The organism is Streptomyces sp. NPDC127100 (genome assembly GCF_042724095.1).
Classification (GTDB): domain Bacteria; phylum Actinomycetota; class Actinomycetes; order Streptomycetales; family Streptomycetaceae; genus Streptomyces.
In genome coordinates this window covers 72,231-84,806 of record NZ_JBHXFL010000001.1, presented here as the reverse complement: position 1 = coordinate 84,806, position 12,576 = coordinate 72,231, and the positions used below count along the sequence as shown (strand labels likewise).

At 72.8% G+C, this 12,576-nt stretch carries 13 protein-coding genes and 1 tRNA gene; 9 read left to right on the top strand and 5 right to left on the bottom strand.

Annotation, left to right across the window (positions count from 1 at the left end; genetic code table 11):
* Positions 1 to 7: 7 nt before the first annotated feature.
* Positions 8 to 81, top strand: a tRNA-Thr gene (locus ACFWJB_RS00395).
* 55 nt (positions 82 to 136) lie between these two features.
* Here the strand turns inward: ACFWJB_RS00395 and ACFWJB_RS00390 are convergent.
* Both ACFWJB_RS00390 and ACFWJB_RS00385 read right to left on the bottom strand, forming a co-directional pair.
* On the bottom strand, positions 137 to 1,831 hold the full coding sequence (locus tag ACFWJB_RS00390; RefSeq protein ID WP_386919283.1) for a bifunctional 3'-5' exonuclease/DNA polymerase: 1,695 nt from the start codon (positions 1,829 to 1,831) through the stop codon (positions 137 to 139).
* Positions 1,832 to 1,971: 140 nt separating this feature from the next.
* Positions 1,972 to 2,736, bottom strand: a complete 765-nt coding sequence (locus tag ACFWJB_RS00385) for a Clp protease N-terminal domain-containing protein (protein ID WP_385458866.1) — start codon at positions 2,734 to 2,736, stop codon at positions 1,972 to 1,974.
* A gap of 72 nt (positions 2,737 to 2,808) precedes the next feature.
* Between ACFWJB_RS00385 and ACFWJB_RS00380 the strand changes: the two genes are divergently transcribed.
* Entirely contained in the window at positions 2,809 to 3,951 is a 1,143-nt protein-coding gene (locus ACFWJB_RS00380) for a DUF2786 domain-containing protein (protein ID WP_386919281.1), read from the top strand.
* Positions 3,952 to 4,008: 57 nt separating this feature from the next.
* On the opposite strand, the gene ACFWJB_RS00375 is transcribed toward ACFWJB_RS00380, so the two are convergent.
* Complete coding sequence (locus ACFWJB_RS00375) at positions 4,009 to 4,533, bottom strand: DUF4232 domain-containing protein (RefSeq protein WP_386919279.1); 525 nt, start codon at positions 4,531 to 4,533, stop codon at positions 4,009 to 4,011.
* Between the two features lie 26 nt (positions 4,534 to 4,559).
* Positions 4,560 to 5,159 carry a hypothetical protein gene (locus ACFWJB_RS00370; RefSeq protein WP_386919277.1) on the bottom strand — a complete coding sequence of 200 codons (600 nt, stop codon included), beginning with the start codon at positions 5,157 to 5,159 and terminating at the stop codon, positions 4,560 to 4,562.
* A 413-nt stretch (positions 5,160 to 5,572) separates the two neighbouring features.
* Between ACFWJB_RS00370 and ACFWJB_RS00365 the strand changes: the two genes are divergently transcribed.
* Positions 5,573 to 5,842 carry a DUF397 domain-containing protein gene (locus ACFWJB_RS00365; RefSeq protein WP_385458858.1) on the top strand — a complete coding sequence of 90 codons (270 nt, stop codon included), beginning with the start codon at positions 5,573 to 5,575 and terminating at the stop codon, positions 5,840 to 5,842.
* A gap of 68 nt (positions 5,843 to 5,910) precedes the next feature.
* Here ACFWJB_RS00365 and ACFWJB_RS00360 read toward each other — a convergent pair whose 3' ends face one another.
* Positions 5,911 to 6,390: an ATP-binding protein gene (locus tag ACFWJB_RS00360; protein ID WP_385458856.1), complete on the bottom strand. Its 480-nt coding sequence runs from the start codon at positions 6,388 to 6,390 to the stop codon at positions 5,911 to 5,913.
* 377 nt (positions 6,391 to 6,767) lie between these two features.
* Here ACFWJB_RS00360 and ACFWJB_RS00355 point away from each other — a divergent pair, with 377 nt between their 5' ends.
* From ACFWJB_RS00355 to ACFWJB_RS00330, 6 genes are all read left to right on the top strand, one after another.
* Positions 6,768 to 7,592 carry a helix-turn-helix domain-containing protein gene (locus tag ACFWJB_RS00355; protein WP_385458930.1) on the top strand — a complete coding sequence of 275 codons (825 nt, stop codon included), beginning with the start codon at positions 6,768 to 6,770 and terminating at the stop codon, positions 7,590 to 7,592.
* 65 nt (positions 7,593 to 7,657) lie between these two features.
* The gene (locus ACFWJB_RS00350) at positions 7,658 to 9,118 is read left to right on the top strand and encodes an aldehyde dehydrogenase family protein (protein ID WP_386919274.1); all 1,461 of its coding nucleotides are present in this window, start codon (positions 7,658 to 7,660) and stop codon (positions 9,116 to 9,118) included.
* A gap of 58 nt (positions 9,119 to 9,176) precedes the next feature.
* Positions 9,177 to 9,818 carry a PadR family transcriptional regulator gene (locus tag ACFWJB_RS00345; protein ID WP_386919272.1) on the top strand — a complete coding sequence of 214 codons (642 nt, stop codon included), beginning with the start codon at positions 9,177 to 9,179 and terminating at the stop codon, positions 9,816 to 9,818.
* An 87-nt stretch (positions 9,819 to 9,905) separates the two neighbouring features.
* Positions 9,906 to 10,847: an ATP-binding cassette domain-containing protein gene (locus tag ACFWJB_RS00340; protein ID WP_386919270.1), complete on the top strand. Its 942-nt coding sequence runs from the start codon at positions 9,906 to 9,908 to the stop codon at positions 10,845 to 10,847.
* Positions 10,844 to 11,605 (top strand): ABC transporter permease, encoded by a 762-nt coding sequence (locus ACFWJB_RS00335; protein WP_385458848.1) that lies wholly within the window; start codon positions 10,844 to 10,846, stop codon positions 11,603 to 11,605. Before ACFWJB_RS00340 ends, ACFWJB_RS00335 begins: the two co-directional genes overlap by 4 nt.
* A 97-nt stretch (positions 11,606 to 11,702) precedes the next feature.
* Entirely contained in the window at positions 11,703 to 12,464 is a 762-nt protein-coding gene (locus tag ACFWJB_RS00330) for a MerR family transcriptional regulator (protein WP_386919267.1), read from the top strand.
* The last annotated feature ends 112 nt before the right edge of the window (positions 12,465 to 12,576 follow it).

Sequence of the window (12,576 nt, the reverse complement as noted above, 5' to 3'; positions counted from 1 at the left end):
ACAGCGCGCCGCCTTAGCTCAGATGGCCAGAGCAACGCACTCGTAATGCGTAGGTCTCGGGTTCGAATCCCGAAGGCGGCTCAGACGAAGGCCAGGTCACTTCACGTGACCTGGCCTTCAGTTGTTGCCGTCGGGTTCACTTGGCGTCCGCGTAGCACTCCACCACCGCCGTGGTGAACGGGAACCGTACCGGTGTCCGGCCGAAGGTGAGGTGTCCCGCCAGGTCGGCCGCCTCGCGGATCGCCGCGACGACGGTGTCGGCCTCCTCCCGCGGACAGTGCACGATCACCTCGTCGTGCTGGAAGAAGACCAGCTCGGCCGACAGGTCCGCACAGGCCCGGCGCAGCGCGGCGAGCATCAGCAGGGCCCAGTCGGCGGCGCTGCCCTGGACGACGAAGTTGCGGGCGAAGCGGCCGCGCGCGCGGGCGTTGGTGGAGGCGTAGCCCGGCACCCACTCCTGGGGGCCGGGGGCGTCGGACGGCGTGTCCTGGGGGATGCCCGCCTCCTCGGCGGGGTCGTCGCCGGCCGACCCGGCCGCCGGCGGACAGGTGCGCCCCAGCCAGGTCCGCACGAGCCGGCCCTCCTCGCCGGCGCGGGCCGCGTCGTCGACGTACGCCACCGCCCGGGGGAAGCGGCGTCTGAGCGCGGCGAGGTTCTTCAGGCCGTCGCCGGAGGTCTGGCCGTACACCGCGCCGAGCACGGCGAGCTTGGCCTGGGCGCGGTCGCCGGAGAAGGCCCGGTCGGACACCGACTGGTAGAGGTCGGTCTCCCGGCCGGCCACCTCCATCAGGCCGGGGTCGCGGGAGATCGCGGCGAGGACGCGCGGCTCCATCTGGTCGGCGTCGGCGACGACGAGTCGCCAGCCCGGGTCGGCGACGGCGGCCCGCCGGATCACCTTGGGGATCTGCAGCGCGCCCCCGCCGTTGGTCACCCAGCGCCCGGTGACGGTGCCGCCGGCGAGGAACTCGGGGCGGAAGCGTCCGTCGCGCACCCAGTCCTGGAGCCAGGACCAGCCGTGCGCGACCCAGATCCGGTACAGCTTCTTGTAGGCGAGCAGGGGCTCCACGGCCGGGTGGTCGACCGTCTCCAGCTCCCAGCGGCGGGTGGAGCCGACCTTGACGCCGGCCCGGGCGAACGCCTTGACGACGTCGGCGGGCAGGTCGGGCCGCACCCGGTGCCCGAACGCGGCGGACACCTCCTCGGCCAGCTCGGCCAGGCGGCGCGGCTCGCCTCCGCCCGCGTACCGCTCGCCGAGCAGGTCGTGGAGCACCTCGCGGTGCACGTCGGCCCGCCAGGGCAGTCCGGCGCGGTTCATCTCGGCGGCGACCAGCATCCCCGCCGACTCGGCCGCCGTCAGGAGCCGCAACCGGTCGGGGTGCGCGGACCGGTCGTGGCGGCGCTGCTGCTCGGCGTAGACGGCGAGGAGGTCGTCCAGGGGCAGGTGCGCGCCCTGCGGTTCGAACAGCGAGGACTGCGCTCCCGGCTCCGCCGACCGCTGGGGCGGGTCGGGCGGCACGGGGCCGCCGCGCAGGCGGGCGAGGGCGGCGGCGGCCGAGTGCGGCTGCCCGTACCGACCCTCGTGGCCGAGCAGGAGCGTTTCGGCGGCCTCGACGTCGTAGCACCGCTCCACTCGCACCCCCGCCGCGAGCAGACGCGGGCAGACCTCCGCGGTGGACCGCCACACCCACCGGGTGACGTCCGGCCTGCCGCGGACGGCCTCGGCGAGGTCGGGCTCCCGCCGCACCGGGCCGGCGGGCAGGCCGTCGGGACCGAGGGGGGCGACGTCCACGCCACCGTCCTCGGTCACGGCGAGCGCCCACCGGTCGGCCATGCCGCGAGTGTGACAGGAGGGTCCGACAACGGCCCGCCGACGACGGCACCGCGTCCCGGTACGCCGGACGGCTGGGACGCCCTCGCCCCCCGTGGACGCCCGCCGGTCCCGGGGCCGCTCGCCCCGGAGCCCCCCTCGCCTCAGTCGTCCTGGGCCCCGGGCGTCTCCTGACCCGGCTCCTCGGACGTCTCCAGGAACTGGGAAACCGTCTCGGTGACGTACCGCTCGACCGCCTCCTTGCCGATGCCGAGGCCGCTCAGCACGCCCTCGCCGTTCTCGTGCTCCAGCAGGGCGAGCAGGATGTGCTCGGTGCCGACGTAGTTGTGGCCGAGACGCAGGGCCTCGCGGAAGGTCAGTTCCAGGACCTTCTTGGCCGCCGGCCCGTAGGGCACCAGCTCCGGGACCGCCTCGGCGGCCGGGGGGAGCGCCGCCGTCGCCGCCTCGCGGACGGCGTCGAGGGGGACGCCCTGCTGGGCGATCGCCTTGGCTGCGAGGCCCTCGCGCTCGGTGAGCACACCGAGGAGCAGGTGCTCGGGCAGGCCCTCGGTGGCGCCCGCGGCCACGGCCTCGTTGTGCGCGGCCATCACCGCGTTGCGGGCGCGGGGCGTGTAGCGGCTGAAGCCCTGGCTCGCGTCGAGGTCGGCCGACTCCCTGGGCACGAAGCGCTTCTGCGCCGCCTGCCGGGTGACGCCCATGCGCCGGCCGATGTCGGTCCAGGACGCGCCCGAACGCCGGGCCTGGTCCACGAAGTGGCCGATGAGGTGGTCGGCCACCTCGCCGAGGTGCTCACCGGCGATGACGGCGTCCTGGAGCTGTTCGAGCGGCTCCGCGTGCGCCTTCTTGATGGCGTTGATGAGTTCGTCGAGACGTACGGATGACGTGATGCTGCTCGGATTCGTCGTCATGTGTCAACCGTAGGTTGCACCCCGGAGACTGTCAACCGATGGTTGACAGTCGCGTCGTGGCACCATCACCGGGTGAGCACGTCCAGCACCGTCGACCGCGCCTTCGGGACCGCCCTGTACGACACCGCCGACACCGCCCTCGACGCCGCGGCCTCGCTGCTCGCGGCCGACCCGGCGGCCGATGCCGAACTGACGCGGCGGGGCGAGGAGTTCGTGGCCACGGCCTGGCGGCGCGGCTGGCAGCCCGCCGACGTCGTACGGATCGTGCGGCGCGAGCTGGACGACGCGCACGCGGCGCTGGTGGCGGAGCTGATCCGGGGCCAGGCGGCCCACGACCGCCCGCGCGGTCCCCGCTGGGCCGCGCAGCTCGAGGACCTGCCGGACCGGCCGGCGCCGCACCGCACCGACCGCTTCTCGCACGCCACCGCCGTACTGGAGCTCTACCGCCTGCTGCTGCGCCTGCCCGTGCTGGAGCCGCTGGAGGCCCGGCGGGCGGGGCCGTCCCGCGACGAGCCCCGGCCGGAGTCCCGCGCGCTCGCCCGCATCCGCGCGCTGCTCGCCAAGGCGGAGGCGACCGGCTACCCGCAGGAGGCGGAGGCGCTCAGCGCCAAGGCGCAGGAACTGATGGCCCGGCACAGCGTCGACGAGGCGCTGCTGTCGGCCCACGCGCCCTCGCCCGACGCGCCGGGCGCCTGCCGCATCGGGGTCGAGGGGCCCTACGAGCAGGCCAAGGCGGTACTGCTGGACGCGGTGGCCGACGCCAATCACTGCCGGGCCGTGTGGAACGAGGCGCTCGGTTTCTCCACCGTGGTCGGCTTCGAGACCGACCTGGAGGCGGTCGAGCTCCTTTACACCTCCTTGCTGGTGCAGGCCGAGACGGCGATGACGAAGGCGGAGGCCGCCCAGCGCGCCGGCGGACGCAAGCGGACCAAGACCTTCCGTCAGTCCTTCCTCGCGGCCTACGCCCACCGCGCCGGCACCCGTCTGCGGGCCGTCGCCGAGCGGACGGCCACAGAGTCCGGGGCGGCGGACGCCGATCTGCTCCCCGTTCTCGCCTCCCGCGAGGTCGCGGTCACCGACCGCCTGGAGCGCATGTTCCCGGAGACGACCACGACCCGGCTGCGGGGGGCCGACGACGCGGCGGGCTGGACGGAGGGCACCCGCGCGGCCGACCGGGCCCGGGTCGGCCACCGGCGCCCGCTGCCCGGGCAGTAGAACGGGCGCCCCCGCGCCCAGCTCCGGCGGTCAGTCCCCCGCGCTCAGCCCCGGCGATCAGTCCCCGGCGCGCTGGAAGGCGCTCACCGTGGCGTCCGGTGCCCCGCCCTTCGTCGCCACCTCCCCGAACGACCAGGGGATGCGGTGGGAGGCGGCGTCGCCGGGCAGGGCGAACTCCGCCGACCGGACGGCGAGGCCGTCGGCGCCGCCCCGTACGTAGGTCAGGGTGAAGCCGGCCGTGCCGTCCGCGGCGAGGGTCAGTTGTTGCGCGGTCGCCGCCTCGTCCGCGGGGACCTTCGCGGGGGAGCCGTCGGTGGTGAGGGTGACGGCGGGGAAGCCGTCGAGCGTGCACGCCGGGCCGTGGTTGGCGAGGTTCACGGAGACGGTGCCCGTGTCCCCGGCGGCCGGGGCGGGACTGGGCGCGATCTCCACGCCCAGCTCCCCGATGCGGCAGGCGGCGGGGCCGTGGTCGTCGGTGCCGCTCTTTCCGGCGCCGCTGTCGCCGCCCCCGCCGCAGGCGGTGAGGAGGAGCGCCGCGGTGACGGCGGCCGTGACGGCGAGGGCGGACTGGGTGGTGCGCATGGGCGTGGTTCCTTCGTAGGTGCGGTTCAGGACCCCGGACCGGCGGTCGGCAGTCCCGGCGGCACGGTGCCGCCCTCGGACTTGGTGTACGTCTCCTCGCCCAGGGCGCCCTGCCACTTCACCTTCAGCGACGTGCCGTCGACCGACTCGACCGTCCCGTTCGCGCGGTCGGTGCTGCCGTCGGTGCACTTCAGGCGGATGGCGCGGGTGCCGGCCTGCTCGGCCGCGGTGCCGCTGCACACGGACCCGCCCGTGGCGAAGAGGGCGGCCTTGTCGCCGGTGACCACCAGGGCGACGGCGTGGCCGTCGGTGGTCGCCAGCCAGCTTCCCTCCAGCTCGCCGGCCGCGGCGGACGGCGAGCCGCCGTCGGTACCGCCCGTGCCGGCGCTCGCCGAGGCGCTGGGCGCGGCCGAGGACGTGCCCTTGCCGGACTCGTCGTCGGCGTCGCCGCCGTCGCCGCACGCGGTGAGCGCCAGCGCGCCCACCAGGACGGCGGCCGCGGCAGCCGCCCGGACGGACCGCCGGGCGCCACCGGGGCCGGCCGCGCGGGCAGCCGCCCGCGCCGTGCCCGCGGTGCTCGTCGCGTTCGCCGTACTCGCCGTGCTCTCCGCAGTCACCAGTGTCACCGCAAGCTCCAAGCTGTAGCCGGACGGCCGGGTGGGCCCCACGTCAGCCGCAAGCTACCAGGGCTCCGTGTCAACTCCCCGCAGAAGTCGGGCGTGTGCCTGGTCACGCGGGTCGACCCGGGACGGGCCGACGGCGCCCGTCCCGCCGCACCGGGGCCCGGTCCGGCGGACGGCCCGCCGTGTTGTTGCATGTTCTCCGAATTCGGGGGAAGGCGCGGGAACGACTTCCACGGAGCGGGCGTCAAAGAGAGCAAGGGCTTTCGGCGAGGCGGTCGTCGACGTTGTAACCGGAGGAACACCGCGCGTGCACGTGCATTTGCTCATGCATCGGCACGTGAACAGAGTTATGATCCGGACCAGTTGACCGCTGCATCAATGGCCATACCAGCCAGTGCACCACCGGGGAGCGACCTGTGGACCACGACGTGTACGACGTTGACGACGCGTCCGGCGTGTACAACGGCATGGCGGCCACGCAGCTGCACGACGTGGCCTGGCAGAAGAGCCGGCACAGCAATTCGCAGGGGTCCTGCGTGGAGTTCGCGCGACTGCCCGACGGCGGAGTCGCCATGCGCAACTCCCGCTTCCCCGACGGCCCCGCGCTCGTCTACACGCGCGCGGAGATAGAGGCCATGCTGCTGGGCGTCAAGGACGGGGAGTTCGACCACCTGATCGCGATCTGAAGGCGCGCCCGGACCGTCGCTCGACGCGCCGCCCCCGCCCGACCGCGCGGCACGAGCGCCGCGGACGGTCAGCCGGCGGGCTGCCGGAGCCGGAACAGCGCCCAGACGACCTTGCCCCCCAGCGTGCCGGCGAGCGGGTGCCAGCCCCAGCTGTCGCTGAAGGAGTCGACGAGGAACAGGCCGCGGCCCGACTCCGCCGAGAAGTCGTCGGTGTCCCGGGCGACCGGGCTGTCGTGGCTGGGATCGCGCACCGCGCACACCAGCCGCTCGGGCCAGCGCATCAGGTGCAGCCGTACGGGACCGTTCTGGTCGGCCAGACGCGGGGCGTCGGCCGGCAGGGCGTGCCGCAGGGCGTTGGTGACGAGCTCGGACACGACGAGGCAGGCGTCGTCGAAACGGTCGCCCATCTCCCAGCCGTCGAGCGTTCTCCGGGTGAACCGCCGGGCCTCGCGCACCGCCTCGTAGCGGGGCGGCAGGGCGCACGACGCGGCATTGGAGACGGCCGCGGGGTCGAGTGGCGGAAGGCCCTGCCGTAACGGCTCGAGCATGGTCGATCCATTCGTCCCCATGCGAGGCACTCCCGGGAATTCGCGGTCGTAGCGATGCGGCGCGGTGGTGCGGGACCATGCTTTCGGATGCGTACCGCGGATGCAAGGGCAGATGCACGTGCACGTGACCGAAATGGACCTGCCCGTACCGCTTGTTATGCAATTTTTCCGTCGTATTCGCGCCGTCTTCATCCCGCATCACGAACGGAAGCTGTCAACTCCTAGCCCGTTCGCGCGCGTTCCCCTTGGCTCGATTCCGTTTCCGTAACCGGGCGAGTACTGCTCGGAGTGTTTTAGTGGCAGACTTCGGCCCCTGAAGACGGTTGGGGAGGCTGGCGAACGTGAGCGCGGGAGAGCCCGGATCGGTGGTGCGGCGCATGCTGCTCGGATCACAACTCAGGCGACTGCGTGAGACGCGGGGGATCACGCGCGAGGCGGCGGGCTACTCGATCCGCGCCTCGGAATCGAAGATCAGCCGGATGGAGCTGGGCCGGGTGAGCTTCAAGACGAGGGACGTCGAGGACCTGCTGACGCTGTACGGCATCACGGACGAGCAGGAGCGCGCCTCCCTGCTCTCCCTTGCCAGGGAGGCCAATGTCGCGGGCTGGTGGCACAGTTACTCCGACGTGCTGCCCAGTTGGTTCCCCACCTACGTGGGCCTCGAGGGCGCGGCGTCGCTGATCCGCGTGTACGAGGTGCAGTTCGTCCACGGCCTCCTCCAGACCGAGGAGTACGCCCACGCGGTCGTCCGGCGCGGCATGAAGGGCGCGAGCGAGGCGGACGTCGAGCGGCGGGTGGCACTGCGCCTGGAGCGGCAGAAGCACCTCGTCGCCGAGAACGCCCCCGAGTTCCACATCGTGCTGGACGAGGCCGCGCTGCGCCGTCCGTACGGCGGGCGTGAGGTGATGCGCGGACAGCTCCAGCACCTGATCGACATGTCGGAACGCCCCAATGTGCGGCTTCAGGTCATGCCGTTCGGCTTCGGCGGGCACTCCGGCGAAAGTGGCGCGTTCACGCTCCTCAGCTTCCCCGAGTCCGACCTCTCGGACGTCGTGTACCTGGAGCAGCTCACCAGCGCCCTGTACCTGGACAAGCGCGAGGACGTCACCCAGTACGAGACGGCGCTCAAGGAGCTCCAACAGGACAGCCCGGGGCCGGACGAGAGCCGGGACCTGCTCCGGGGCCTTCTCCAACTCTCTTGAAACGTAAGTACGATGACGCCCAGTCAGGCGGCTCGCTCGCGGCAGCTAGGGGATTGAGGGATCACATGTCGTCGTACTTCACCGACCTCGCCCAGCAGTACATCGACGGCGCGTGGCGTCCGGGGACCGGTTCCTGGGACATCATCGACTTCAACCCGTACGACAACGAGAAGCTGGCCTCGATCACGATAGCCACCGTCGACGAGGTCGACGCCGCGTACCGGGCGGCCGAGCAGGCGCAGAAGCAGTGGGCGGCGACGAACCCGTACGCGCGCCGCGCGGTGTTCGAGAAGGCGCTGCGGCTCGTGGAGGAGCGCGAGGCGGAGATCAGCGAGGCGATCATCGCCGAGCTCGGCGGTACCCGCCTGAAGGCCGCCTTCGAACTGCACCTCGCCAAGGAGTTCCTGCGCGAGGCCGTCCACCTGGCGCTGCGCCCCGAGGGCCGGATCATCCCCTCGCCGGTCGACGGCAAGGAGAACCGCGTCTACCGGGTCCCGGTCGGCGTGGTGGGCGTGATCAGTCCCTTCAACTTCCCCTTCCTGCTCTCCCTGAAGTCGGTCGCCCCGGCCCTCGCCCTCGGCAACGGCGTCGTCCTCAAGCCGCACCAGAACACGCCGATCGTCGGCGGCACCCTGGTCGCGAAGCTCTTCGAGGACGCCGGCCTGCCGGGCGGTCTGCTCAACGTCGTGGTCACCGACATCGCGGAGATCGGCGACGCCTTCCTGGAGCACCCGGTCCCGAAGGTGATCTCGTTCACCGGCTCGGACACGGTGGGCCGCCACGTGGCCACGGTCTGCGCCGCGAACTTCAAGCGCTCGGTGCTCGAACTGGGCGGCAACAGCGCCCTGGTGGTGCTCGACGACGCCGACCTCGACTACGCGGTCGACGCCGCCGTCTTCAGCCGCTTCGTCCACCAGGGCCAGGTCTGCATGGCCGCCAACCGCGTGCTGGTCGACCGCGCGGTCGCCGACGAGTTCACCGAGAAGTTCGTCGCCAAGGTGAAGAGCCTCAAGGCGGGCGACCCCGGCGACCCGGCGACCGTCATCGGCCCCGTGATCAACTCCTCGCAGGCGGACGCGCTCACCGGCGTGGTCGAGCAGGCCCTCGCCGAGGGCGCCACCGCCCTGGTGCGCGGCACGGCCACCGACAACCTCGTCACGCCGTCGGTCCTGACCGGCCTGCCCGCCGACTCCGCCCTGCTGAAGCAGGAGGTCTTCGGCCCGATCGCCTTCCTGGTCACGTTCGACGGCGAGGAGGAGGCCGTCCGCCTGGTCAACGACACGCCCTACGGTCTGAGCGGCGCCGTGCACACGGCGGACGTCGAGCGGGGCGTGGCGTTCGCCAAGCGGATCGACACCGGCATGTTCCACGTGAACGACGGCACCGTGCACGACGAGCCGATCGTGCCCTTCGGTGGCGAGAAGCACTCCGGGATCGGCCGGCTGAACGGCGACACGATGCTGGACGCCTTCACCACGCAGAAGTGGATCTCGGTGCAGCACGGCCGGAGCGGCTTCCCGTTCTGACCGGCGCGGGCCGGACCGGCGTCAGGTCCGGCCCCGTCCGGCGCCTAACCTGGACCGCATGTCAGTGATCCGTCTCCTGGTGCTCGGCGCGGTGCGCCAGCACGGGCGGGCCCACGGCTACCAGGTGCGCAACGACCTGGAGTACTGGGGCGCGCACGAGTGGTCCAACGCCAAGCCCGGCTCGATCTACCACGCGCTCAAGCAGATGGCCAAGCAGGGACTGCTGCACGCGCACGAGATCGCCCCGTCCACCGCGGGCGGCCCGCCGCGCACGGAGTACGAGATTACCGGGAAGGGCACCGAGGAGTACTTCGCCCTGCTGCGGGAGTCCCTCACCGCCTACGACCAGAAGCCGGACGTGCTCTCCGCCGGCCTCGGCTTCATGGTCGACCTCGGCCGTGAGGAGGTGCTGGCCCTCCTGGAGGAGCGGATCCGGGCCATCGGGGAGTGGCGCGAGTCCGTCACGACGTACTACACGCCCGAGGACGGCCCGGGACAACTCGGTCACATCGGCGAGATCATGAACCTCTGGGTGCACTCCGCCGACACGGGCGCCGAGTGGACCCGCGCCCTCGTGGAGCGCATCCGCGGCGGCGCGTACACCTTCGCCGGGGAGGGCGAGCCGTTCGTCGGCGTCCTGGCGGAGGGCGAGGAGAACCCGTACGCGACGGGGGAGCGGCATCACGGGGATGCCGGCTGATCGAGGCTAATCAAGTTTGACTAAGACCGGGAGCGGGCACTACCTTCGCCAGTCAAGTAGTCAACTTTGACTAATAGGGGAGGCGCAGTGGCCGATGCGGCGATCACCGTCGAAGGGGCACGCAAGAGGTACGGCAGCAGGAACGCGCTGGACGGGCTCGGCCTGACGGTCACGCGCGGCACGGTGCACGGGGTGCTCGGACCCAACGGCGCCGGCAAGACCACCCTGGTCCGGGTCCTGTCCACCCTGCTCCGGCCGGACGCCGGCCGGATCGAGGTGGCCGGGCACGACGTCGTCACCGAGGCGTACGCCGTACGGCTGCGCATCGGCCTGCTCGGCCAGCACGCGGCGCTCGACGAGGAACTGGGAGGCCGGCAGAACCTGGAGATGTTCGGCCGCCTGCACCACCTGGGCGCCCGGCGTGCCCGCGCGCGTGCCGGGGAACTGCTGGAACGCTTCGGCCTCACCGACACCGGACGCAAGCCGGTCGCCGCGTACAGCGGCGGCATGCGGCGCCGCCTGGACCTCGCGGCGTCCCTGATCACAGAGCCGGAGGTGCTCTTCCTGGACGAACCGACCACCGGACTCGACCCGCGGGGCCGCGCCGAGGTGTGGGACTCGGTCCGCTCCCTGGTCGACGGCGGTACGACGGTCCTGCTCACCACCCAGTACCTGGAGGAAGCCGACCAGCTCGCCGACCGCGTCTCCGTGGTCGACGCCGGCCGGGTCGTCGCCGACGGCACGCCGGACGAACTGAAGGCCGCCACCGGCGGCGACCGCATCGACGTCGTCCTGCGCGACGCCGCACAGCTGGGCGCCACGGCCGGCCTGCTGCCCCTCACCGGCGTCCGCGTCGACCCCGACCGGCGGCTGCTCAGCGCGCCGGTCACCGACCGGATGGCGGCGCTCTCCGGCGTCGTCCGGGCGCTGCGCCAGGCCGGGATCGAGGCCGAGGACGTGGCGCTGCGCCGGCCGACCCTGGACGAGGTGTTCCTGCACCTCACCGACCACGCCGAGGAGGCCGTGTGACCACGTACGCCCTGACCGACTGCTGGACCATGACCCGCCGCGAGCTGGCCCGCTGGGCGCGGCAGCCGGTCCCCGTCGTCGTCGGCCTGGTCTTCCCCGTCATGCTGCTGCTGATGTTCGGCTACCTGGTCGGCGGCGGCCGGGGCGTGAGCGGCGACTACGTCGACTACCTGGTCCCCGGGATGCTGGCCCTCACCATGGCCTTCGGCCTGGAGGGCACCATGATCGCCGTCACCCGGGACCTCGACAAGGGCGTCATCGACCGGTTCCGCTCGCTGCCGATGGCGAACGGCGCGGTGCTGGTGGGCCGTTCTGCCGCCGACATGCTCCAGTCGACGGCCGGCCTCGCGGTGATGATCGCGGTCGGGTACGCGCTCGGCTGGCGGGCCCACGGCGGCCCCGGCGCGTTCCTGGGCGCGGTGGGCCTGCTGCTGTTCTTCCGGTTCGCCATGCTGTGGGCCGGCATCTTCCTGGCCCTGGTGGCGGGGAAGCCGGAGCTCGTGCAGGCGGTGCAGATCCTGGTCTGGCCGGTCGGCTTCCTCTCCAACGCCTTCGCCGCGCCGGACTCCATGCCCGGCTGGCTGGGCACGGTCGTCCGGTGGAACCCGATGTCGCAGACCACCACCGCCGTGCGGGACCTGTTCGGCGGCCCCGGCGGCGAGTCGGGACACCTCTGGGCGGCCGTCGTCTGGCCGCTGGTGCTGCTCGCGGTGTTCTTCCCGCTGGCGGTGCGCCGGTTCGCGCGGCTCAGCCGGTAGACCGGTATCCCGCGGCCCGGACCGCCGGCGGCGGCCGGGCTTGCACCTCACGTGGCGTGAGGAGGCAGCGTGGACGGCGTCACAGAAAGGAGCGGAAGTGAGCTACTCCGTGGGACAGGTGGCCGGCTTCGCCGGAGTGACGGTGCGCACCCTGCACCACTACGACGACATCGGCCTGCTCGCCCCGGGCGAGCGCAGCCACGCGGGCCACCGGCGCTACAGCGACGCCGACCTCGACCGGCTGCAGCAGATCCTGTTCTACCGCGAGCTCGGCTTCCCGCTCGACGAGGTCGCCGCACTGCTCGACGACCCGGCCGCGGACCCGCGCGCGCACCTGCGCCGCCAGCACGAGCTGCTGACCGCCCGGATCGAGAAGCTGCAGAAGATGGCGGCGGCCGTGGAGCACGCCATGGAGGCACGCAGCATGGGCATCAACCTCACGCCCGAGGAGAAGTTCGAGGTCTTCGGTGACTTCGACCCCGACGAGCACCAGGAGGAGGTGCGGGAACGCTGGGGCGACACGGACGCCTACCGCCAGTCGCAGCAGCGTACGGCCTCGTACACCAAGGAGGACTGGCAGCGCGTCCAGGACGAGGCCGACGAGCTCACCCGGCGCTTCGTCGCTCTGATGGACGCCGGTGAGCCCGCCGGCTCCGAAGCGGCCATGGACGCCGCCGAGGACCACCGGCAGGGGATCGCCCGCAACCACTACGACTGCGGGTACGAGATGCACACCTGCCTGGGCGAGATGTACGTCTCGGACGAGCGTTTCACGCGAAACCTCGACCAGGCCCGGCCGGGCTTCGCCGCCTACCTGCGCGACGCGATCCTCGCCAACGCCGCCCGGCACACCTCCTGAGCGTCGTGGGGCCGGGGGCCGCCCGGGGCCCCCCACCCCCCGCCCCCCCCCGCCCCCCCCCACGCCCCCCACCGCCCCCCCCCGGGCCGGGCAAGGGAAACCCCCCCCCCCC